The sequence below is a fragment of the Agromyces mediolanus genome (assembly GCF_014648575.1).
Taxonomy (GTDB): domain Bacteria; phylum Actinomycetota; class Actinomycetes; order Actinomycetales; family Microbacteriaceae; genus Agromyces; species Agromyces mediolanus.
In genome coordinates this window covers 1,262,676-1,285,063 of sequence record NZ_BMRJ01000001.1, presented here as the reverse complement: position 1 = coordinate 1,285,063, position 22,388 = coordinate 1,262,676, and the positions used below count along the sequence as shown (strand labels likewise).

The following is a 22,388-nucleotide window of genomic DNA, read 5'->3' as shown; positions in this document are numbered from 1 at the left end:
TGGAGCACGAGGAAACGTGGACGGATACATCGCATTCACCGAGGCGACGGCGACGCAGGCCGAGGAGCTCACGCGGCTCGTGCCGCGGCTCGAGACGCAGCTCGCCGCCCTCGGTGCGGCGGGCGCGTTCTCGGCGCCCGGCCCGGTGCTGCTCGGCATCGGCGCGAGCCTCTCGGCGGCGGCGCCCGCCGTGTGGCGGCTGCGCGCCGGCGGGGTGCCGGCCTGGCGCCTCGGCGCCGGGGACACCCCGCTGCCGCTCGTCACGGGCGACCACCCGGTCGTCGCGATCTCGCAGAGCGGCCGCAGCTCGGAGACCGTGGCGGCGCTCGAGTCGGTCACCCCCGAGCTCCGCTACGCGGTGGTGAACACGGCGCCGTCCCCGCTCTCCGAGTTGGCGAGCCGCCGCCTCGAGCTCGGCAACATCGCCGACAGCTACGCCTCGACGATCGGCTACACGGCGACCCTGACGGCGCTCGCGATGCTCGCCGAGGCGTGGGCCGACGGCCGGACGGATGCCTCGTGGGCGAGTCTCGGCGAGCGCTTCCGGGCGGCCGAGGCGAGCCTCGACCCGGGGCTCGGTGCCGCGGCGGAGCTCTTCGCCGCCGCGCCGAGCGCCGACTTCGTCGGGGGCGGCGGCTCGCTCGGCTCGGCCGAGGCGGGGGCGCTGCTCTTCCGTGAGGCCGCCCGCATCCCGGCGAGCGCGATGAGCACCCGGCAGTACCTGCACGGCTCGATGGAGTCGGCGGGCGACGGGGTGCACGTGCTCTTCGGCGAGGCGCGCGAGGCGCAGCTGGCGCGCACGCTCGCCGACGCCGGGCACCGGGTGCTGCTCGTCACGAGCGACCCGGGGCTCGAGGTCCGCGACGCGGCCGTCGTCGTGCTGCCCGAGTCGAGCGAGGCGCAGCGGCCGGTCTTCGAGGCCCTCGCGCTGCAGGGGCTCGTCCGCCGCGTCGCCGAGCTGCGCGGCGTCGACATCGAGGAGTTCGTGTTCCACAACGACGACACCAAGCTCGACGTCAGCGACGTGCCGGCATGAGCGGACTGCGGGTCGGCCTCGACGTCGGCGGCACCAAGACGGCGCTCCGGGCGGCGGATGCCTCGGGCGCCGTCGTCGCGGACGTCGTCGTGCCCTCGGGGGAGTGGGACGCCGAGCCCGCGGACCGGGCCGCACGGCTGATCCTCGACGTGGTCGCCGCGGCCCTGCCCGACCGACGCGTCAACGCGCTCGCGGTCGGGGCCCAGGGGCTCGACGCCGAGGCGGTGGCCCGGGACCTCGAGGCGGAGCTCGAGACGAGCGGGATTCCGCGCGTCGCCTGCGTCAACGACGCCGCCCTGCTCGTGCCGGCCGCGGGCTTCACGGAGGGGCTCGGCCTCATCGCGGGCACCGGTGCCATCGGGGTGGGGCGCACGGCCGACGGCCGCGACTTCGTGACGGGCGGCTGGGGCTGGGTCATCGGCGACGAGGCCGGCGCCGCGGGCCTCGTCCGCGAGGCCACGAGGGCGGCCCTGCTCGCGCACGACGACGGGGATCCGGACGACGGCCTGCTCGGCGCGCTGCTCCGCGCCTACGGCGTCGCGGATGCCGAGCGCCTCGCCCGTGCGGTGAACGACGAGCCGACGATGGCGAACTGGGCGCCGCACGCGCCCGCCGTGTTCCGCGCGGCCGACGCCGGCTCCGCGCTCGCGGCCGGGGTCGTCGCGGCCGGCGCCGAGCACCTGGCCCGCCTCGTCGACCAGCTGCTCGCCCGCGGGGCGGTCGGCCGGCACGTCGTCGCGGGCGGCAGCGTCATCGCGGGGCAGCCCCGGCTCGCGGAGGGGCTGCGCGAGCGGCTGTCGGCACGGCATCCCGAGCTGGAGCTCGTGATCCTGCGCGAGCCGCCGGTCGCCGGCGCGCTCGCGATCGCCCGCCGGATCGCCGGCGACGCCTGACGCGGACCCGGCTCGGCCTCAGCGGGCCCCGCGCGCGAAGACCGTGCGCAGCCGGTAGCGCTCACCCACGTAGCGGAGCGTCGACAGCGCGACCGCGCGGCCGTCGGCGCCGTGCACGAGCTGGCGCATCACGAGCAGCGGCTTGCCCGGCGCGATGCCGAGCGCCTCGGCGGTCTCGGCGTCGGACTCGCGGGCCTCGATCGTGCTGTCCGCGCGCTCGGGCGAGGCGCCGGCGCGCTCGAGCTCCTCGTAGAGCGAGCCGTGGGCGAAATCGACGGCCTCGGCCTCGCCGATGAGGGCGGCGGGCACGATCGTCGTGTCGAGCGCGGTCGGCACGCCCTCGAGCAGGCGGATCCGGTCGAGGTGGAAGACCGGCGTGCCCGGGGCGATCGAGAGGGACTCGGCCTCGTCGAGGTCGGCGGGGGCCACCTCGGCCCGCAGCACGCGCGAGGACGCCTCGAGGCCCATCTTGCGCGCCGTCTCGGTGAACGACTCGAGGTTGTTCGGCCACTCCTTCGCGACCTTCGCCGAGGCGACGTACCAGCCGCGCCCGTGCGAGGAGGCGAGCACGCCGTCGTCGACGAGCTGCAGGAGGGCCTTGCGCAGCGTGACGCGGCTGATGCCGAGCTGCTGGCAGAGCTCGCGCTCCGGGGGGAGGCGGGAGCCCTCGGCGAGGCGGCCCTGCGCGATCTCGTCCGTGATGAGCTGCACGGCCTGGACCCAGAGCGGCTCGGGATAGTCCGCCCGGATCGGCGACGCCGTCGTCCCCTGCTCTGCCACGCGGTCCCCCTCCGCTCGGGATCGATACCAGTCAGTACCGTACACGACCACTCCATCCTGGCGGGCGCGGGTTCGCGCTGCGCGTCGAGCCGCGGATGCCTCGTCGCCGAGCACACCATTCGGGCATCAAGTTCAATACCAGTATTGACCACATGTAGTCCGAAATGTACCATCGCCTCAACGCGCCGGTGCGGACGCCGGCCGAACCCCCAGGAGGCAACCCCGTGAGGAAGACCCTGTCCACGGCCGGCGCCGGTGCCGGCGCGATCGCCCTGGTGCTCGCACTCGGTGCGTGCGCGAGCGGCGGCGACGCCGCCGGCGACGAGAACGTCATCGTCGTGCAGACCAACTGGACCTCGAGCCAGGCCCAGAACAAGCCGCTCTTCGACGCCTTCGAGGCGTTCACCGAGGAGACCGGCATCGAGGTCAAGGTGCTCGAGTCCGGCGACAACCTGAACCAGGTCTACGAGACCTCCCTGCTCGCCGGCGAAGAGGCCGACGTGCTCCTGGTGGGCCTGCTCGAGAAGCAGCTCGACTGGGCCGCCAACGGCGCCGTCGTGCCCGTCAACGACTACATCGACGAGTGGGGCATCGCCGACCGCATCCCCGCCGACGCGCTCGTCGACTGGACCGACACCGAGGGCAATCTGCGCGCCTTCCCCTACTCGGGCTTCACCTGGCCGTGGTGGTACAACACCGAGCTGCTGGCCCAGGCCAGCGTCGAGGGCGTGCCGCAGACCACCGACGAGCTCATCGCCGCCGCGGGCAAGCTGCGCGCCGCCGGCATCGCGCCCGTCGTGTTCGGCGGCATCGACTGGTCCGGCCAGAAGATCTTCCTGCAGCTGCTCGAGGCCTACCTCAGCGAGGACGAGGCCAAGCAGGTCTACGCCGAGGGCGGCGTCTGCGAGAACCCCAAGGCGATGCAGGGCATCGAGCTGCTGATCGAGCTGCGCGACGCCGGCGTCTTCGTCGACGGCATCGAGGGCTACACCGCCGACCAGGCGCAGGCCGCCTACCTCGACGGCCAGGCCGCCATCGCCCCGCTCGGCTCGTGGGCCTACCCGGGCGCCTCCGAGGAGCTCGCCGCCGCGACCGAGCTCGGCGGCCTGCCGCTGCCCGACGACGCCGCCTACGAGCAGCCCATCGCCTACCGCGGCTCCACCTCCGCGGGCTGGTGGATCAGCCCGAACGGCGAGCAGAAGATCGACCAGGTGCGCCAGCTCATCGAGCACATGTACGGCAACGAGGTCATCAAGGGCATCCTCGACGAGGGCGGCGTGATCCCGGTCGCCGACTTCGGCGGCGACACCTCCGGCGTCTCGGCGCCGCTGCTCGCGCAGTCGCTCACCGAGTTCCCCGAGCGCGTCGAGTTCCCCGTCATGCCCGACATCTACGTGCCGGCCGACGTCTCGAACCCGATGTACCGCGCGACCTCGATCGCGTTCACGCCCGGCACCGACGCGCAGACCATCTGCTCGACGGTCGACGAGATCTACGCCGCCGCGCAGTGATCCCGGCGCGGGCCGGCGCACACGCGCCGGCCCGCGCATCCGCTTCCCATCGCAGCACCCCGCACCGCCGCACCGCCGAGGACCGACGTGACCACGCTCACCACCCCGCACCGCCCTTCCCCCGACTCCCCCGACCGCGCCGGCTCCCCCGCCCCGCGCCGCCGCCGCTCGGCGCGCGTCCGCGAAGCGGCGCAGCTCTCGGCCACGCTCCCCGCGCTCATCTGGTTCCTCGTCTTCACCGTCGGGCCCCTGGTGAGCCTCTTCTACTTCTCCACGGTGAACTGGCGCGGCCTCATCGCACCGCGCACCCCGGCCGGGCTCGGCAACTTCGAGCGGCTCTTCACCGACCCGGTGGTCGGCCTCGGCGCCTGGAACACGCTCCTCCAGCTCGTCGTCTCGCTGCCCATCGTCGTGCTCGGCGCGTTCATGCTGGCCTACTACCTGAGCCTCAAGCCCCGCGGCCACCGCATCATGCGGGCGCTCATGTTCACCCCCGTGCTGCTCTCCGCCTCGGCGCTCGCGATGGTCTTCGTCGGCGTCTTCGCGCCGAAGGGCATGATCAACGGCCTCCTCGACGCCGTCGGCCTCGACGAGCTGGCCCGCCCCTGGCTCGCCGACGGCACGAGCGCGCTGTGGGCCATCATCATCGTCACCATCTGGTGCAGCCTGTCGGTGTCGGCGATCATGCTCGCGGCGCGCCTGAACTCGGTCGACGAGTCGATCTTCGAGGCCGCCGAGATCGACGGCGCCGGCCACTGGCGCCGGATGTGGCAGATCGCCTGGCCGATCTGCCGCGAGTTCATCGGGGTGGTGACGATGCTGCAGTTCCTCTGGACGCTCTTCGCCTCCGCCGCGGTCGTGCTGCTGCTCACCCGCGGCGGCCCCGGCAACGCGACCGTCACCCTCTCCTTCCTCGTGTACGACTTCGCCTTCAACCAGTCGAAGGTCGGCTACAGCCAGGCCGTCGCCGTTGTGCTGTTCGTCGTCGGCGTCGCCGGCATCCTCCTCATCCGCCGCGCCTTCCGGCAGAAGTACTAGAGCCGAGCTTCAGGAGCCATCGTCATGACCACCACCGTCGCCCCGGAAGCCCGCCCCGCCGAGCGCCGCACCGCCCCCGCCGCCCCGACGGCCGTCCGTCGCCGCCGTCGCCGCCGCGGCGACGCGCTCGGCCGCACCGGCCCGATGAAGTACCTCGCCCACGCGGGCGTCTGGCTGTACGTGCTGCTGCTGGCCGCCCCGCTGTACTACCTCGTCATCTCGGCGTTCAAGCGCAACACGGACATCTTCAACCAGCCGTTCTCGCCCTTCACCCCGCTGACGTTCGACAACTTCGGCCTCGCGTTCAGCCAGGCCTCGCTCGGCACGGCGATGCTGAACTCCGTCTACGTGACCCTCGGCGCGGAGCTCGTCACGCTCCTGCTCGCCATCCCCGCCTCCTACGCGCTGGCCCGCTCGAAGGGCGCGGTCGGGCGGATGGTCGAGCGGGTGTTCGCGCTCGGCTTCCTGATCCCGGGGTTCGCCGCCCTGGTGCCGACGGTGCTGCTGTCGATCTCGCTCGGACTGTTCCACACCCGCGAGTTCCTCATCCTGTTCCTCCCCGCCTCCGCCCTGCCGCTCACGGTCATCCTGCTCACCCAGGCGATGCGCGCCGTGCCGGCCGAGCTCGAGGAGTCGGCGCTGCTCGACGGCGCCGGGCCGCTGCGCGTGCTGTGGTCCGTCTACGTGCCGCTGTCGGTGCCCACGCTCACCGTCGTCGCGATCCTGAACTTCCTGTCGTTCTGGAACGAGTACTTCTTCTCGCTCGTCATCATCGGGCCCGACGCGGCACTGCGCACCGCGCAGGTCGCGCTGCCGACGCTGTCCATCGCGAACGCCGCCCAGTACGGCGTGCTCGCGGCGGGCATCATCATCACGCTCGTGCCCGCCTACCTCGTCTACGCGGTGTTCGCCGACAAGATGGAGAGCGCCGTGCTCGCCGGAGCGCTGAAGGGATGACCGTGCGCGTGCTGACCAGCCACCTCGGCTACGACCTCGGCGCGGCCAAGCGCGCCGTCGTGGCCGGGCTCGCCGAGGGCGAGACGCCCGACTGCGCGCTCGTGCGGGACGACGGGCGGCGCATCCCGCTCGCCGCGGAGCCCGCCGTGCACGTCGACGCCTGGGCGGGCGGCGCGTACGCCCGGGTCGAGCTGAGCCGGGTGGAGGAGGCCGGCCGCTACCGGCTCGAGGCCACGGCCGGCGGGACGACCGTCGCCTCCGAGCCGTTCACCATCGGCGTGGAGCAGTTCGCCGCCGGCACGCTCTCCGACGTGCTGTACGCCTTCAAGGCGGTGCGCTCGAGCGGCGAGATCGACCGCAAGGACCGGGCGGCGACGCGCTGGGGCGACCCCGAGGGACCGACGGTCGACGCGCGCGGCGGCTGGCTCGACGCGAGCGGCGACCCGAGCAAGTTCCTCAGCCACCTCACGTACTCGCCGACGATGAGCCCGCAGCAGATCCCGATGTGCGTGTGGGCGCTGTTCGAGGCGCGCGACCGGCTCGCCGCGAGGCATCCGCGGTTCCACCGGGCGCTCGGCGCGCGCGCCCGTGACGAGGCGCTCTTCGGCGCGGACTTCCTGGTGCGGTTCCGCGCGCCCGAGGGCTACTTCTACACGGGGATCTTCGACGGGCTCACGAAGCGGCTCGAGGAGCGGATCGTGAACGCCCCGCTGCCGGAGTGCGTGCGCACCGACCGCTTCCAGGCCTCGTACCGCGGCGGCGGCGGGCTCGCGATCGCCGCCCTCGCCCGGGCCGCGACCGTCGCCCGCGACGAGCCGCTCGGCGAGTACGACGCCGCGAGCTACCTCGACGCCGCGCACGGCGCCTTCGCCGACCTCGAGCGGCACAACCGGGACTACCTCTTCGGGCTCGACCTCGCGACGGGCGAGCTGACGCCGAGCAGCGAGTCGATCGTCGACGACGTGTGCGCCCTGCTCGCCGCGGCCGAGCTCGCCGCCGCGGACCCCGGCCGCCCGGCGTACCGCGAGGCGGCCGAGCGCCGCGCCGCCGGGCTGCTCGCCCGGCACCGCGGCGACCCCGACGATCCCGGCGCCCCCGGCTGGCTCGAAGCGTGGGACGACGGCCGCCCCTACTTCAGCCCGGTCGAGGCGGGCCTGCCGATCGTCGCGCTGCTGCGCTACGCGGCGGTGCTGCCCGACGCCGCGACCGCACCGGCGGCGACCGCGCTCGCGATCCGGCTCGCGGAGGAGCTGCTCGCCCGCACCGAGGCGGTGGCGAACCCCTTCGGCTACCCGCGACAGCGGGTGCAGCCCCGCGGGGGCGCCCCGCGGGACGCCTTCTTCTTCCCGCACGAGAACGACTCCGGCTATTGGTGGCAGGGCGAGAACGCCGCACTCGGCTCGCTCGCCTTCGCGGCGCTCCTCGTCGCCGAGCTGGACGAGACGGAGCCCGGGCTCGCCGCCCGGCTGGAGGCGTTCGCCGCCGACCAGCTCGCCTGGATCCTCGGCCGGAACCCCTTCGACGCGAGCATGCTGCACGGCCGCGGCCGCAACACGGTCGAGTACTCGCGCGACCACCCGAATGTGCCGGGCGGCATCGTGAACGGCATCACCAGCGCCCCCGACGACGAGCACGGCATCGCCTTCCTCACCGAGGAGACCGCGGGCGGGCCGGACAGCTGGCGCTGGGCCGAGCAGTGGATCCCGCACTCGGCGTGGTACCTGCTCGCCGCCTCGGCGCTGCCCTCGACCGCGGCCGAGTAGCGGGGCCCCGCGGGCGGATGCCTCGGCGCGCGCAGGCGGGCGGATGCCTCGGCTGGCGCGGACGCCTGGGTTGGCGCGGACGCCTCAGCGCGCCCGGGCGAGCTCGACCCCGGCGGCCCGGAGCCAGGCGAGGGGATCGGCCATGGCCCGCGCGCCCGAGCCCGCGAGCGAGCTGAGCGACGCCGCGGCGCGGAACGCGCTCGTCTCGGCTTCGATCCGTCCGGCGACGAGCGCGACGGGCACGCCGGCGGCCGCCGCGCGGGCGGCGACCTCGCTCGGGGCCTTGCCCGCGGCGGACTGCCGGTCGTAGCGCCCTTCGCCGGTGATGACGATGCGCGCCCCGTCGAGCACGGCGTCGAGGCCGATCGCCTCCGCGACCGCGGCGGCGCCGCCGCTCATCCTGGCGCCCCACACGAGCAGCCCGAAGCCGGTGCCGCCGGCCGCTCCCGCTCCCGCCGCGGCAGCGAGGGCGGCTCCGCCCGGGGTGGCTTCGGCGAGCCGGGCGAGGCCCTGTTCGAGCCGCGCGACGGTGGCGGCGTCGGCGCCCTTCTGCGGACCGAAGACGGCCGCCGCGCCGTCGGCGCCGAGCAGCGGGTTCGTCACGTCGCCGAGGATCGTCGCCCCGCCGGGCGGCAGGGCGCGCAGCCCGTCGAGCTCGACCCGATCGAGCTCGACGAGCCCGCCGCCGCCCGGGGCGATCGGCGCGCCGTCGGCCCGAAGGAAGCGCGCGCCGAGCGCCGTGAGCGCCCCGGTGCCGCCGTCGGTGGATCCGCTGCCGCCGAGTGCGAGCAGCAGCCGCTCCGCGCCCGCGTCGAGCGCCGCCCCGATCGCCTCGCCGAAGCCACGGGTGGACGCCTCGAGCGGGCGCGGCCGGTCGAGCAGGGTGAGGCCGCTCGTCGCGGCGAGCTCGACGACGGCGGTACCGTCCGGCAGCAGCAGCCACTCGGCGGTGTGCTCACCACCCGCCGGGCCGGCGACCACGACGGGGCGGCGCTCGGCGCCGGGCACGGCGGCCGCGAAGGCGTCGAGCGTGCCCTCCCCGCCGTCGGCCATGGGCCGCAGCACGAGCTCGTCGAAGGGTCGCACGGAAGCCCAGCCGCCGGCGATCGCCCGGGCCGCGTCGGCCGCGGTGGCGCTGCCCTTGAACGAATCGGGTGCGACGACGATGCGGGGACCCGCCGGGCGAGCGGCTCCGTCGCCGTTCGGGAAAGCGTTATCCATGCTGCGATCATGGCAGCCGCGCGGCGGGGCGGCAACCCCGCGTCATCCGCTCTTGCGCGGTGCTCCGCCGCATGCCACACTCTCGGTAAACGCTTTCCCGAGTGCGGCGATCACGCCCGCGCTCCCGGACCTGAAGAGGAACCACCGTGGCAGAGCAGCCCACCCGCACCATCGGCATCATCATGAACGGCGTCTCCGGGCGCATGGGGTACCGCCAGCACCTCGTGCGCTCGATCCTGGCCATCCGCGAGGAGGGCGGCGTGCTCCTCGGCGACGGCGAGACCCGCGTCCAGCTCGAGCCGATCCTCGTCGGCCGCAGCGAGAAGAAGCTCGCCGAACTCGCCGCCAAGCACGGCATCGAGCACTGGACGACGAACCTCGACGAGGCGCTCGCCGACCCGCGCTGGGAGATCTACGCCGACTTCCTCGTCACGAAGGCGCGGGCCGCCGCCCTCCGCAAGGCGATCGCCGCCGGCAAGGCGATCTACACCGAGAAGCCCACCGCCGAGAGCTTCGAGGAGGCGCTCGAGCTCGCGCGCCTCGCCGACGCGGCCGGCATCAAGAACGGCGTCGTGCACGACAAGCTCTACCTGCCGGGGCTCGAGAAGCTCCGCCGCCTGATCGACTCGGGCTTCTTCGGGCGCATCCTCTCGGTGCGCGGCGAGTTCGGCTACTGGGTGTTCGAGGGCGACTGGCAGCCCGCCCAGCGCCCCAGCTGGAACTACCGCGCCGAGGACGGCGGCGGCATCATCGTCGACATGTTCCCGCACTGGAACTACGTGCTCGAGAACCTCTTCGGCCGGGTCGAGTCGGTCTACGCGAAGGCCGTCACCGAGATCCCCGAGCGCATCGACGAGCAGGGCCGGGCGTACGCCGCGACGGCCGACGACGCCGCCTACGCGATCTTCGAGCTCGAGGGCGGCGTGACCGCGCAGCTCAACTCCAGCTGGACCACCCGCGTGAACCGCGACGAGCTCGTCGAGTTCCAGGTCGACGGCACGCACGGCTCGGCCGTGGTCGGCCTCTTCGGCTGCAAGATCCAGCCGCGCAACGCCACCCCGAAGCCCGTCTGGAACCCCGACCTCGCCGACGCGCACGACTACGCCGGCGATTGGATCGAGTCGCCCGGCAACCGGGAGTTCCAGAACGGCTTCAAGGCGCAGTGGGAGGAGTTCCTCCGCCACGTCATCGAGGACGCCCCGAACCGCTTCGACTTCCTCGCCGGCGCGCGCGGCGTGCTGCTCGCCGAGGCCGGCCTGCGCTCGAACGCCGAGGGCCGCCGCGTCGAGCTGCCGCACGTGACGATCGCGGGCGCGGCCGGCGCCGAGGCATCCGCCGAGCTCGCCGGAGTCGGCGCGTGACCGCGCTCACCCTGCTCGCGGGCGACGGCGCCGTGCGCGCCGTCGCCCTGCGCGAGGCCCCCGCGTTCACGAAGCCCGGCCGGCCGCCGGCGAGCCGTGTCGCCTACGCGGCCGCGCACGTCGTGCCGCGCGCCTCGGCCGACAACACCCCCGGCGTCCCGGCCGATATCGACTGGGACGCGACGCTCGCGTTCCGCCACCACGTCTGGAGCTGGGGGCTCGGCGTCGCCGACGCGATGGACACCGCGCAGCGCAACATGGGCCTCGACCCCGCCGCGACCCGAGAGCTCATCAGCCGCAGCGCCGCCGAGGCGAACGCGGTCGGCGGCCGGCTCGTCGTGGGCGTCAACACCGACCACCTCGAGGCCGAGCACGTCTCCCTCGCGGAGATCGTCGACGCGTACCGGGCCCAGCTGCACCACGCCGAGGACGCCGGCGCGGGCGCCGTGCTCATGGCGAGCCGGCACCTCGCCCGGGCGGCGCAGAGCGCCGAGGACTACCGGCGCGTCTACGGCGAGGTGCTCGCCGCGGCCGGCGCCCCCGTCGTGCTGCACTGGCTCGGCCCCGCCTTCGACCCGGTGCTCGCGGGGTACTTCACGTCGACGGAGCCCGGTACGAGCGGCTCGGACGACGTGGATGCCGCGGCGGACACCCTGCTGGACATCATCGCGGCGAACCCGGACCGGGTCTCCGGCGTGAAGATGAGCCTGCTCGACGCGGACGCCGAGATCGCGGTGCGCCGCCGGCTGCCCGCGACCGCGCGCATGTTCACCGGCGACGACTTCCACTACGTCGGCCTCATCGAGGGCGAGGGCGCCGGTGCCGGTGCCGGTGCCGCCGGCGACGGGTCGGGCCGGCCGTACTCCGACGCGCTGCTCGGGGCGTTCGCCGCCGTCGCCCCGAACGCCTCCGCGGCGATCCAGGCGCTCGACGCCGGCGACGTCGGCTCGTACCGCGCCATCCTCGGGCCCACCGAGGAGCTCTCCCGGCAGGTGTTCGCCGCCCCCACGTACTACTACAAGACGGGCGTCGCGTTCCTCGCCTGGCTGAACGGGCACCAGCCCGCCTTCCAGATGGTCGGCGGCCTGCACGCCGCCCGCAGCCTGCCGCACCTCTCCCGCATCGTCGAGCTCGCGAACGAGGCGGGCGCGCTCGAGCGGCCCGAGCTCGCCGCGGCGCGCTGGCACGCGCTGCTCGGGGTGAACGGGATCGAGGCGCGCAGCGCCGCCGTCCCGGTCGGGGCCGGCGCATGAGCGCGCACCCCCGGCTGTCGATGAACGTCGGCACGATCAAGCACGCGGGCTTCGACGAGTCGCTGCGCGTGCTCGTCGACGCCGGCTACCGCTCGGTCGGCCTCTGGCGCGAGCCGATCGCCGAGGTCGGCCTCGCCGCCGCCGCCCGCCGCTTCCACGACTCGGGGCTGCGGCTTTCGACGCTCTGCCGGCAGGGCTTCTTCACGATGGCGGAGGGCCCGGCCCGCCGGGCGTCGATCGACGAGAATCGCCGCGCGATCGAGGAGACGGCGGTGCTCGCCGAGTCCGGCGCCGTCGGCTCCCGCGCGGTCCTGGTCCTGGTCGCGGGCGGACTCCCCGAGGGGTCGACGGACCTCATCGGCGCCCGCGACCGGGTGGCCGACGCCCTCGGGGAACTCGCGCCCGAGGCATCCGCCGCCGGCGTGACGCTCGCGATCGAGCCGCTGCACCCCATGTACGCCTCGGACCGCGCCGTGGTGTCGACCCTGCGCCAGGCGCTGGATCTCGCGGCGCCCTTCGCGCCGCAGACGGTCGGCGTCGCCGTCGACACCTTCCACCTCTGGTGGGACCCGGAGGTGCTGCCGCAGATCGCGCGCGCGGGCCGGGAGGGCCGCATCGCGACGTACCAGGTCTGCGACTGGAGGACCCCGCTCGCCGCCGACGTGCTGCTCTCCCGGCACTACCCGGGCGAGGGCGTCGTCGACTTCGCCGGGCTGACCGCCGCGGTCGAGGCGGCGGGCTACACGGGCGACGTCGAGGTCGAGCTCTTCAACGCCGACATCTGGGCGAGCCCGCACGCCGAGGTCGCCGCGCGCACCTCGGCGAGCTTCGCCGCGGCCGTCGCGCCGCACCTCGCCGCGGCCGCCGCCCCGGCGGCCTGAGCCGACAGAGCAGCGCGCACCGCGGCAGGTCCGCCCTCCCCGCGAGGACGGACCGGCCGCGGCCGTCTCCCGTCAGGCCGTCGGCTGGATCTGCCGCAGCGACGGGAACTTCATGCCGGTGACCGGGGTGAGCTCGATGCCCGCGACCGTCACGTAGATGTCGTTCGCCTGGTACCAGACCACCTGCCAGGCCTCCTCGACGAGCATCGCGTTCAGCGCCTGGATCTCGGCCTGCTGCGCCTCCCCCGGCTCCGCGTCGAGCGCCCGGTCGACCTGCGCCTGCAGCCCGGGGAACTGCGCGATGTCCGGCTCCGGCATGTACCACTGCGGCACCGTGAGCTGGCGGGCGATCGTCGCGGTCGGGTTCGAGTCGACGGCGAGCACCGAGATGAACATCGGGTAGCTCGGCGCGTTCGACTGGTAGTCGACGTACTGGAACTCGTCCCAGGTGACGCGGATGCCGAGCTCGCCGAAGGTCTGATCGACCGCGGCCTGCCACGGCTGGAACGGCGGCGCCATCGGCATCGTCACGTCGAAGCCGTCGGCGTAGCCCGCCTCGGCGAGCAGCGCCTTCGCCCGGTCGAGGTCGTGCGGGTAGCGGCCGTCGAGCTCCTCGTCGTAGCCCGCGAAGCCTGCGGCGAAGAGCTGCGGCGTCGCGACCCCCTCGCCCTCGCCGATGCTCGCGAGCAGCGCCTCGCCGTCGAAGGCGTAGGCGAGTGCCTGGCGCACCCGGGCGTCGCCGAGCGGGGCGAGCTTCGAGCCGGTGTGGTCGTTGATGCGCAGGCCGACCCAGGAGGCGACCTGCGAGGCGACGTTCCAGCCGTGCTGCTCGGCCATCCCGACGGTCGTCGCGTCGCCGTAGCTGACGTCGATCTGCCCGGCCTCGAGGGCGTTGTTGCGGGCGCTCGAGTCCTGCATCGGCAGCACGGTGACCTTGTCGAAGGGGAACTCCTCGGCGGCCCAGTGCTCGGCGGCCCGCTCGAAGCGGTACTCGGCGCCCGGGATCGTGGCGTCGGAGAGCGTGTACGGCCCCGAGCCGACGGGCGCCTGCTCGAGCGTGCCGGCCTCGATCGCCGAGGGCGCGGCCATGTAGCTCCGCCCGAGGCCCATGAAATACAGCAGCCGGTCGTCGCGGCGGGAGAGCCGGATCTCGACGGTGTCCTCGTCGACGGCGCGGAAGCTCTCGACGTTCAGGTAGGACTCGCGCGAGACGGTGCCGTCCTTGAGGTGCGCGAGGTTCGCGACGGCCGCCTCGGCGTCGAAGGGCTCACCGTCGGCGAACACCGCGTCGCTGCGGAGGTTCATCGTCAGGGTGAGCCGGTCGTCGGAGAAGGCCCAGTCGGTCGCGAGCCCGGGCTGCGGCTCCCCCGCCCCGTCGATCGTGACGAGCGGGTCGTAGACCGCCGAGAGGTACGGGGCGTTGAAGCCGATGTCGGCGCTCGCCGGATCCCAGGAGGTGAGGTCGGCGAAGTTGCCGATGCGCAGCTCGCTCGGGACGGCGGCGTCGTCGCCGCCGCCGCCGGCCGAGCAGGCCGTCAGGGCGAGGGCGGATGCCGCGACGAGCGCGACGGCCGCGATGGGGGTGCGGTTCATGGTGTTCCTTTCGTGGTCGGGGGAGTGCGGAACAGCTGGGTCGGCCGGCGGATGCCGGCACGGTCAGTCGGCGACGGCGAGCACCGCCTCGTCGAGCCGTCGGATGACGGTCGCGTCGTGGCGGGACCTCGCCCCGGGAAGGTAGGTGACGGCGCCGAGCTCGCCGCCGAGGAAGCGGAAGCCGCCGGGGTGCCGCTCGTGCAGCTCCCAGTCGACCGGCCCGCCGAAGTCGTAGCCGACGCTGATCCCCGTGAACGGCGCCATGCCGAGCAGCATCGGCACCGCCGGGAGTTCGGCGTCCGGCATCCCGTCGACCTCGAGCGCGACGCGCCAGCGCAGGCCGTCCAGCTCGTCGAGCCGGAGCGAGAGCCGGTGCTCCCCCGGCTCGAGCCGGGCGCCGTGCGCCCGGTGCATGACGCCGTAGGCGTTGTACGAGACGAGCGGCCGGCCGCCCTCGATCGCGAGCAGGTACCCGCCGCCCTGGTCGCCGTGCGCGACGATCACGCCGGAGGCCTCGGGCCCGAGCACGAGCTCGGCGCGCACCTCGAAGGAGCGCAGCACGGTGAGCCGGGAGGCGCGGAAGCGTTCGAGCGGCGGCCGGAACGGCGGCAGCCGCACCGGCTCGGCGAGCGCGCACTCGCGCTCCGGCCGGCTGCGGAACAGCGAGCCGTCGTCGTCGAGCGGGAAGACGGTGTTCCGCCAGGCCTCGCGGCGCCAGCTCTCGGCGAGTTCGCCGAGGAGGGACGGATGCTCCGCCGCGACGTCGCGCGTCTCGCTCGGGTCGCCCGCGAGGTCGTAGAGCTCCCAGCGGCCGCCCGCGGCGCCCTCCGCCGGAGTCGGCGCGGTCGGGGACACCGCCTTCCAGCCCGCCGACACCATCGCCCGACGGCCGAAGCTCTCGAAGTACTGGGCCGAGCGGCCGGGCGCGGTGGCGTCGCCGAGCGCGGAGGCGAAGCTCCGCCCGTCGGGTTCCTGCGCGGGTCGGCCGTGCCGCTCCCCGAGCGGGGCGACGCCGGCGAGCTCGAGCAGGGTCGGGGCGAGGTCGGCGACGAAGACGAACTGGCCACGGAGGCCGCGGTCGGCGCGCTGCACGGGCGCGCCCGGCCACGAGAGCACGAGCGGGGCGTGCACGCCGCCCTCGTACAGCCCGCCCTTGAAGGAGCGGAACGGCGTGTTCGAGACCCGCGCCCAGCCGGCCGGGTAGTGGCCGTGCACGCGCGGCCCGCCGAGCAGTTCGAGCTCGCGGGGGACGTCGCGCACCCAGTCGCCCGGCACGGGCGTGCCCGCGACGAACTGCGCGAAGTAGCTGCGGGTGCCGCCGGGGCCGCCCTCGGCGGTGCCGCCGTTGTCGCTCGCGACGACGATGATCGTGCGGTCAAGCTCGCCGAGCTCCTCGAGCCGCTGCACGAGCCGGCCGACGCTCTCGTCGACCTCGGCGACCGACGCGGCGTAGACCTCCATGTGCCGGGCGAAGAGCTCGCGCTCGGCCTCCGTCAGCGACTCCCACGGCGGGATGAGCGCGGCATCCGCCTGTTCACCCTCCGGCAACCGCGTCCCCGGCGCGACGATGCCGAGCTCGCGCTGCCGGGCGAAGCGCGCCTCGCGCAGGGCGTCCCAACCGGCGGCGTAGCGGCCGCGCTGGCGGGCGATGTCCTCGGCCTTGGCCTGCACCGGACCGTGCACCGCGGTGTGCGCGAAGTAGAGGAAGAACGGCTTGGCCGCGTCGTTGGCGCGCAGCCCGTCGATCATGCCGAGCGCTTCCTCGGTGAGCTCGTCGGTGAGGAAGTAGCCCTCCGGCAGGCTCGGCCGGTCGACGACGGAGTTGTCTCGCACGAGCCGGTGCGGGTGGTGCAGCGAGGTGAAGCCGTCCATGCTGCCGAAGTAGCGGTCGAAGCCGCGCTGCAGCGGCCAGCTGGCGCGATCGCCGCCGTCGTGCAGCTCCGACTCGACGGTGAGGTGCCATTTGCCGACCATGAACGTCGCGTAGCCGCCGGCGCGCAGCGACTCGGCGAGGGTGGGGGCGTCCTCGGGGAGTTCGCAGGTGAAGCCGGGGTAGCCGGGGTCGACGTGCGCGACGGTGCCGAAGCCCGCCCGGTGCGGGTTGAGGCCCGTGAGCAGGGCGGCGCGGGCGGGCGAGCAGACGGGTGCGGTGCGGTAGTCGGTGAAGATCCAGCCGCCGTCCGCGAGGCGGTCGATGTTCGGGGTGGGGATCTCGCTGCCGAAGGGGCCGAGGTCGCTGAAGCCGAGGTCGTCGACGAGCACGACGACGATGTTCGGCGCCCCGGCGGGGGCGGCGCGGCGCGGGCGGTCCCAGGGCGTCGAGGCGGAGGCGAACTCCTCGACCCGTCCGCCGAAGCCCTCGTAGCCGCGTGCAGCTGCCCGTCCCATGCATCCTCGCAATCGTTGGAGACCAAGTGGTCACTAACGATAACCGCCGGCGGCCCACGCGAGGTCACGAACGCATAACTTTCTCCATGCGTGGAACAACGTATGCTGTGAGGCACCAGCCGGTCAGCAGGCCGAACGAGGAGCCGAGGATGCCGAGAGTCGTCGATCACGACGCGCGCCGCGACGAGATCGCGGCGGCCGCGTGGCAGGTCATCGCCCGCGACGGCTTCGATCAGGCGACCATGCGCAGCATCGCGGCCGAGGCGGGGTACTCGCACAGCGCCTTCGCGCGGTACTTCCCCGACAAGGAGAGCCTGCTGAACGCGGTGTTCCTGCTCACCCGGGGCGACGCCGACGCGCGCATCGACGAGCTCACGGCCGGCAAGCGGGGCCTCGCGGCGCTGCACGGCATGTGCGTGGCCGCGCTCCCTTTCGGCCCGGAGGGCACCCGGCACGCCAGGGTCGGCGTCGCCTACTGGAGCTACGCGGCGCAGAACGAGGCGTTCTGGGCGACGCAGCGTGAGCACGCCCGGCAGTGGCGCGAGCGCATCCTGCGCTACCTCGAGGAGGCGCGCGACGACGGCGAGCTCGCCGACGACGTCGACCTCGTCACCGCCTCCGACCGGGTCGCCTCCGCGAACATGGGCTGGCAGACCATCCGCCTGCTGATGCCCGAGTTCTCGACCGACGAGCGGATGCGCGCCGCCCTCGACGCCCTGCTCGAGAGCCTGCGCCGCCGCTGAGGCCCCCACCCCCAGACTTGCCCGACTTTCATGAACGTCGGGCAACTCGAGAGATCAGTCGGGAATACCCCGGGGCGCCGCGCGGTAGTATTAGTTGTGCTTACAACCAATGGGGCGCCGCAGGGCGCCGGACTCCTCGCCGCCGACACCGGCATGGGCGCCGTGACGCTGCGGGTCGCCGACCTCGACGGCATGATCCGCTACTACCGCGACGGCGTCACCCTCGAACTGCTGCGCCACGACGGCCCCCTCGCCGTGCTCGGCCGCGGCACGACGCCGATCATCGTGCTCGAGCACGCGCCCGAGCTGCGGCACGCCTCGCCGCGCGACGCCGGGCTCTACCACACAGCCATCCTCTTCGACACGCGCGAGGCGCTCGCGACCGCGATCTACTCGGTCGCCTCGCGCTACCCCGGCACCTTCACGGGCAGCGCCGACCATCTCGTCAGCGAGGCCTTCTACTTCACCGACCCCGAGGGCAACGGCGTCGAGCTCTACTTCGACCGCGACCGCTCCGCCTGGAGCTGGGTGCACGGCACCGTCGAGATGGCGACCCTGCACCTCGACCCGAACGCCTACCTGCGGGAGCACCTCGGCGAGCCGGGCGTGCAGGCGGCCGCCGCGGGCACCGGGCTCGGCAGCGCGATCGTCGGCCACGTGCACCTCTCCGTCGGCGACGTGGCGAGCGCGCGCGAGTTCTACGTCGAGCGGCTCGGCTTCGAGACGACCGCCGAGATGGGCGATCAGGCCCTCTTCGTCTCGGCCGGCGGCTACCACCACCACATGGCGATGAACACCTGGGGCAGTCGCGGCGCCGGTCGTCGCGGGCTCGCCCTCGGACTCGGCAAGGTCGAGATCGTCGTGCCCGACGCCGAGGAGCTCGGCGCGCTCGGCGAGCGCATGGCGCACTTCCGCGTCGGCGTGCGGGACGACGGCCGCACGCTCGCCTTCGACGACCCGTGGGCGAACCTCGTCGAGGTGCGCGCGGCCGAGTAGCGCGGGGTCAGCGCGGATGACGTGGATGCCTCGTCGAGGCATCCGCGTCGCCGTACTACTCGGCGGCGCCGCGCCCGTGCTGCAGCTCGTGGAACTCGGCGAAGCTCGGCGCCTCGCCCGGCAGCGGCGTGAGCTCGGGGCGGGCGCGCAGCCCGTCGAGCACGATCGTGAGCTGCCGGTGCCAGTGCGGCAGGTAGCCGCCGCCGAACTGCCCGACCGAGCCGAGCATGTTCGCGAGCACGGAGAGGTCGACGCCCGTGACGTCGGCGCGCAGCGAGCCCTCGGCCTTGGCGCGCTCGACGAGCTCGTTCAGGAGCGGCTCCATGGCCAGCGCCGGCTGGTGGTCGGGGTAGATCTCGCCGACGCGGTGCAGCAGCGCCGCGAGGTACGGGGTCTCGGCGATCCAGCCGGCGAGTCGCTCGATGTAGCGCTCGATCGCCTGCCAGGCCGTGTCCGCCTCGACGATCTCCGGCTGCATGTCGCGGAACATGACGAGGGCCGAGTCGTACAGCTCGAGCAGCAGCGCCTCGCGGTTGGGGAAGTGCCGGTACACCGTGCCGGCCCCCACCCCCGCTCGATTGGCGAGTTCGTCGAGCGGCGCGTCGATGCCGCGCTCGGCGAACAGGCGACGGGCTTCCACGAGCAGCCGCTCGTGGTTGCGCCTGGCGTCGCGACGGGTGGAAGTCGACGAGCTCATTCTGGAATTGTAGCGACGGATGCCCTCGCCCATTCATGCGGATTTTCGCCGAGCGCCACCTCCGCGCGGTCCGGGCCCCGGCCGCCCGAGCCGCGCGCGTAGGCTGGCTCCGTGACTCAGCACGAAGACGTGGCCGACGGCGTCGAATCAAACGGCGTCGAATCGAACACCCGGCAGATCGAGGCATCCGTCGTCACCGACTTCAGCGACCGCATGAGCTACGGCGGCTACCTCGACCTCGGCACCCTGCTCGCGGCGCAGCGGCCGATCTCCCGACCCGAGCACCACGACGAACTGCTGTTCATCATCCAGCACCAGACCACCGAGCTCTGGCTGAAGCTCGTGCTGCACGAGCTCGAGGCGGCCTGCGCTTACCTGCGCGCCGACGAGCTCGCCCCCGCGCTGAAGTGCGTCGCCCGCGTGAAGCACATCCAGAAGACCCTGACCGAGCAATGGTCGGTGCTCGCGACCCTCACGCCCACCGAGTACGCGCAGTTCCGCAACGTGCTCGGCAACGCGAGCGGGTTCCAGTCGTACCAGTACCGCGCCGTCGAGTTCGTGCTCGGCAACAAGAACTCCAAGATGCTGCAGGTCTTCGACGCCGACCCGGTGGCGCACGCCGTGGTGAAGCAGGCGCTCGAGCAGCCGAGCCTGTACGACGAGTTCCTGCGGCTGCTCGCCCGGCGCGGCTACGCCGTGCCCTCCGCGGTGCTCGACCGCGACGTCACCCTCGCCTGGACGTTCCAGCCCGAGCTCGTGCCGCTCTTCGCCTCGATCTACGCGAACCCCGACGAGCACTGGGCGGCGTACGAGACCTGCGAAGAGCTCGTCGACCTCGAGGACAACTTCCAGCTCTGGCGCTTCCGGCACCTGAAGACGGTCGAGCGCATCATCGGCTCGAAGACCGGCACTGGCGGCTCCTCGGGCGCCCCGTTCCTGCGTCGCGCGCTCGAGCTCACCTTCTTCCCCGAGCTGTTCGCCGTCCGCACCGAGATCCCGGGGTGAGCGTGCGCACCGCCGAGGAGCTGCCGAGCCCCGAGCCGCTGCCGGGGCGGCCGGCGCGGCTGCGCCTCGCCGACGGCGCACCGGGCCCCGAGGGCACGGCCTTCCCGCCGTTCGTCGATCACCACGTGCACCTGCAGATGGTCGACCCGGATGCCGCGCCCCGGGCGGGCATCGCGGGCGTCGTCGACCTCGGCGCGGAACTCACCGCGATCTCGGCCCTCGCCGGTCGCGAACCGCTGCCGCGCGTGGTGTTCGCCGGCCAGTTCCTGACGGCACCGGGCGGCTATCCGAGCGACCGCTGGTGGCTCCGCCCGGGCAGCCTCCGTGAGCTGCCCGCACCCCTCCCCGCCCACGAACGCCGGGCGCTCCCGGACCCGATCGAGACCGCCGTCGCCGAGCAGGCGGCCTTCGGCGCCCGGCTCGTGAAGGTCATGCTGAACGCCGACGCCGGGCCGGTCTTCGACCGCGAGACGCTCGACGCGGTCATCGCCGCGGCGCGGGCGCACGGCCTCCTCGTGGCCGCGCACGCCGAGGGCGAGGGCATGGCCCGGCTCGCGATCGAGGCCGGCGCCGACGCCCTCGTGCACGCGCCGTTCACCGAGCGCCTCGACGACGAGCTCCTCACGCGCGCGGCCGCGGCGGGGCAGTGCTGGATCGCGACCTTCGACATCCACGCCCGCGCCGGCGAGGCATCCGCCCTCGAGACGGCGATCGACAACACCGCACGGTTCCGCGCTGCCGGCGGGCGGGTGCTGTACGGCACCGACCTCGGCAACGGCGAGCTGCCCGACGGGGTGAACGCGGGCGAGCTCGCCGCGATGCTCGCCGCTGGGCTCGGTGCCGCCGAGCTCGTCGCGGCGCTCGCCGACCCGTGGCCGCTCGCCGATGCCGCGGACTGGGGCGGCGACGCCCTCGCCACCTTCGTACCCGGCCCGCCGCCGGGCGACGCCGACGGGCTGCCCGGCTGGCTCGCCGGCGCCCGCGTCGTCCCGATCGAGAACCTGGAGTTCGGATGAGCCTCGACCAGCACCTCGCCTACGCCCGCCGCATGGACCGGGCCGACGGCCTCGCCCACTTCCGCAAGCGCTTCGCGGGCGCCGACGGCCCGCTCGTCTACTTCGACGGCAACTCGCTCGGCCGGCCGCCGCTCGCGGCGATCGAGCGCATGCAGCAGTTCATGACCGAGGAGTGGGGCGGCCGGCTCATCCGCGGCTGGGACGAGGCCTGGCTCGCCCAGCCGACCGAGCTCGGCGACCGCATCGGCCGCGCGGTGATCGAGGCGAAGGCCGGGCAGACCGTCGTCGCCGATTCCACGACGGTGCTGCTCTACAAACTCGCCCGCGCCGCGGTCGACGCGCAGATCGCCCGCGACCCGCAGCGGCGGGAGATCGTGGTCGACACGGACAACTTCCCCACCGACCGCTACGTGCTCGAAGGCATCGCCAAAGAGCGCGGGCTGCGGCTGCGCTGGATCGAGGTCGACACCGCGGCCGGCGTCACCCCCGCGCAGCTCGCGCGCGCGGTCGGGCCCGAGACCGCCCTCGTCGTCGTCTCGCACGTCGCGTACCGCTCGGCGCACCTCGCCGACGCCCCCGAGCTCACGCGCATCGCGCACGACGCGGGCGCGCTCATCCTCTGGGACCTCTGCCACTCGGCCGGCTCGGTTCCGGTCAAGGCGGATGCCTGGGGCTTCGACCTGGCCGTCGGCTGCACCTACAAGTACCTGAACGGCGGGCCGGGCTCGCCCGCGTTCGCCTATGTGCGCGACGAGCTGCAGGGCGTGCTCGCGCAGCCGATCCAGGGCTGGTGGGGCACGACGGACATGTTCCTGATGGGGCCGGAGTACGAGCCCGTGCCCGGCATCCGCCGCTTCCTCTCGGGCACCGCGCCGATCCTCGGCATGCTGCCGATGGCCGAGACGCTGGCGATGATCGAGGAGGCGGGCATGCCCGCGATCCGGGCGAAGTCGATGGCGCTCACCGCCTTCGCGATCGAGCTGTCCGAGGCGTGGCTCGCCCCGCTCGGGGTGACGCTCGCCTCGCCCGCCGACCCCGAGGAGCGCGGCGGGCACGTCACCCTGCACCACGACGCCATGCGCGAGGTGACCGCCAGGCTCTGGCAGCGCGACGTCATCCCCGACTACCGCGATCCCGGGGGCCTCCGCATCGGCCTCTCGCCGCTGTCGACGAGCTTCGAGGAGGTGCACCGCGGCCTGCAGCAGACCGAGCAGGTGCTCCGCCAGGTGCTGACCGAGCGGGCCGGGCTGGCCTGA

The 22,388-nt window shown here is 73.9% G+C and carries 19 protein-coding genes; 14 read left to right on the top strand and 5 right to left on the bottom strand.

The window, feature by feature from the left end; genetic code table 11:
• Positions 1-16 precede the first annotated feature (16 nt).
• Positions 17-1,036, top strand: a complete 1,020-nt coding sequence (locus tag IEY71_RS06165) for an SIS domain-containing protein (protein WP_189084374.1) — start codon at positions 17-19, stop codon at positions 1,034-1,036.
• The gene (locus tag IEY71_RS06160) at positions 1,033-1,929 is read left to right on the top strand and encodes an N-acetylglucosamine kinase (RefSeq protein ID WP_189084373.1); all 897 of its coding nucleotides are present in this window, start codon (positions 1,033-1,035) and stop codon (positions 1,927-1,929) included. Before IEY71_RS06165 ends, IEY71_RS06160 begins: the two co-directional genes overlap by 4 nt.
• Positions 1,930-1,947: 18 nt before the next feature.
• On the opposite strand, the gene IEY71_RS06155 is transcribed toward IEY71_RS06160, so the two are convergent.
• Complete coding sequence (locus tag IEY71_RS06155) at positions 1,948-2,709, bottom strand: GntR family transcriptional regulator (protein WP_189084372.1); 762 nt, start codon at positions 2,707-2,709, stop codon at positions 1,948-1,950.
• Positions 2,710-2,933: 224 nt separating this feature from the next.
• Between IEY71_RS06155 and IEY71_RS06150 the strand changes: the two genes are divergently transcribed.
• The 4 genes from IEY71_RS06150 (at position 2,934) to IEY71_RS06135 (ending at position 7,978) form a co-directional block, all read left to right on the top strand.
• Positions 2,934-4,220: an ABC transporter substrate-binding protein gene (locus tag IEY71_RS06150; RefSeq protein WP_189084371.1), complete on the top strand. Its 1,287-nt coding sequence runs from the start codon at positions 2,934-2,936 to the stop codon at positions 4,218-4,220.
• A gap of 87 nt (positions 4,221-4,307) precedes the next feature.
• A complete protein-coding gene (locus IEY71_RS06145; protein WP_189084370.1) occupies positions 4,308-5,258 on the top strand; it encodes a carbohydrate ABC transporter permease in 951 nt (316 codons plus the stop codon).
• A gap of 24 nt (positions 5,259-5,282) precedes the next feature.
• Positions 5,283-6,215 (top strand): carbohydrate ABC transporter permease, encoded by a 933-nt coding sequence (locus IEY71_RS06140; protein WP_229781544.1) that lies wholly within the window; start codon positions 5,283-5,285, stop codon positions 6,213-6,215.
• Between the two features lie 2 nt (positions 6,216-6,217).
• Positions 6,218-7,978 carry a glycoside hydrolase family 9 protein gene (locus IEY71_RS06135; protein WP_229781543.1) on the top strand — a complete coding sequence of 587 codons (1,761 nt, stop codon included), beginning with the start codon at positions 6,218-6,220 and terminating at the stop codon, positions 7,976-7,978.
• 84 nt (positions 7,979-8,062) lie between these two features.
• On the opposite strand, the gene IEY71_RS06130 is transcribed toward IEY71_RS06135, so the two are convergent.
• Positions 8,063-9,199: a glycerate kinase gene (locus IEY71_RS06130; RefSeq protein ID WP_189084368.1), complete on the bottom strand. Its 1,137-nt coding sequence runs from the start codon at positions 9,197-9,199 to the stop codon at positions 8,063-8,065.
• Positions 9,200-9,381: 182 nt separating this feature from the next.
• Between IEY71_RS06130 and IEY71_RS06125 the strand changes: the two genes are divergently transcribed.
• Genes IEY71_RS06125 through IEY71_RS06115 form a run of 3 tightly spaced genes read left to right on the top strand, consistent with a single transcriptional unit; the run spans position 9,382 to position 12,694 of the window.
• Complete coding sequence (locus IEY71_RS06125) at positions 9,382-10,560, top strand: Gfo/Idh/MocA family protein (RefSeq protein WP_189085095.1); 1,179 nt, start codon at positions 9,382-9,384, stop codon at positions 10,558-10,560.
• Positions 10,557-11,813: a dihydrodipicolinate synthase family protein gene (locus tag IEY71_RS06120; RefSeq protein ID WP_189084367.1), complete on the top strand. Its 1,257-nt coding sequence runs from the start codon at positions 10,557-10,559 to the stop codon at positions 11,811-11,813. Before IEY71_RS06125 ends, IEY71_RS06120 begins: the two co-directional genes overlap by 4 nt.
• Complete coding sequence (locus IEY71_RS06115) at positions 11,810-12,694, top strand: sugar phosphate isomerase/epimerase family protein (RefSeq protein ID WP_189084366.1); 885 nt, start codon at positions 11,810-11,812, stop codon at positions 12,692-12,694. The genes IEY71_RS06120 and IEY71_RS06115 overlap by 4 nt, the downstream gene beginning before the upstream one ends.
• A gap of 72 nt (positions 12,695-12,766) precedes the next feature.
• Here IEY71_RS06115 and IEY71_RS06110 read toward each other — a convergent pair whose 3' ends face one another.
• Positions 12,767-14,287, bottom strand: a complete 1,521-nt coding sequence (locus IEY71_RS06110) for an ABC transporter substrate-binding protein (protein ID WP_189084365.1) — start codon at positions 14,285-14,287, stop codon at positions 12,767-12,769.
• Positions 14,288-14,350: 63 nt separating this feature from the next.
• Positions 14,351-16,675, bottom strand: a complete 2,325-nt coding sequence (locus tag IEY71_RS06105) for an arylsulfatase (protein WP_189084364.1) — start codon at positions 16,673-16,675, stop codon at positions 14,351-14,353.
• Positions 16,676-16,824: 149 nt separating this feature from the next.
• Here IEY71_RS06105 and IEY71_RS06100 point away from each other — a divergent pair, with 149 nt between their 5' ends.
• Both IEY71_RS06100 and IEY71_RS06095 read left to right on the top strand, forming a co-directional pair.
• On the top strand, positions 16,825-17,418 hold the full coding sequence (locus IEY71_RS06100) for a TetR/AcrR family transcriptional regulator (RefSeq protein WP_189084363.1): 594 nt from the start codon (positions 16,825-16,827) through the stop codon (positions 17,416-17,418).
• A 153-nt stretch (positions 17,419-17,571) separates the two neighbouring features.
• Positions 17,572-18,414 carry a VOC family protein gene (locus IEY71_RS06095; RefSeq protein WP_189085094.1) on the top strand — a complete coding sequence of 281 codons (843 nt, stop codon included), beginning with the start codon at positions 17,572-17,574 and terminating at the stop codon, positions 18,412-18,414.
• 55 nt (positions 18,415-18,469) lie between these two features.
• Here the strand turns inward: IEY71_RS06095 and IEY71_RS06090 are convergent, their stop codons facing one another.
• Positions 18,470-19,111 carry a TetR/AcrR family transcriptional regulator gene (locus tag IEY71_RS06090; RefSeq protein ID WP_189084362.1) on the bottom strand — a complete coding sequence of 214 codons (642 nt, stop codon included), beginning with the start codon at positions 19,109-19,111 and terminating at the stop codon, positions 18,470-18,472.
• A 111-nt stretch (positions 19,112-19,222) separates the two neighbouring features.
• Here IEY71_RS06090 and kynA point away from each other — a divergent pair, with 111 nt between their 5' ends.
• From kynA to IEY71_RS06075, 3 genes are read left to right on the top strand one after another with little or no spacing between them, the layout of a single operon-like run.
• Complete coding sequence (kynA, locus tag IEY71_RS06085) at positions 19,223-20,116, top strand: tryptophan 2,3-dioxygenase (RefSeq protein ID WP_268243555.1); 894 nt, start codon at positions 19,223-19,225, stop codon at positions 20,114-20,116.
• A complete protein-coding gene (locus IEY71_RS06080) occupies positions 20,113-21,132 on the top strand; it encodes an amidohydrolase family protein (protein WP_189084361.1) in 1,020 nt (339 codons plus the stop codon). Before kynA ends, IEY71_RS06080 begins: the two co-directional genes overlap by 4 nt.
• Positions 21,129-22,388 (top strand): kynureninase, encoded by a 1,260-nt coding sequence (locus tag IEY71_RS06075; RefSeq protein WP_189084360.1) that lies wholly within the window; start codon positions 21,129-21,131, stop codon positions 22,386-22,388. Before IEY71_RS06080 ends, IEY71_RS06075 begins: the two co-directional genes overlap by 4 nt.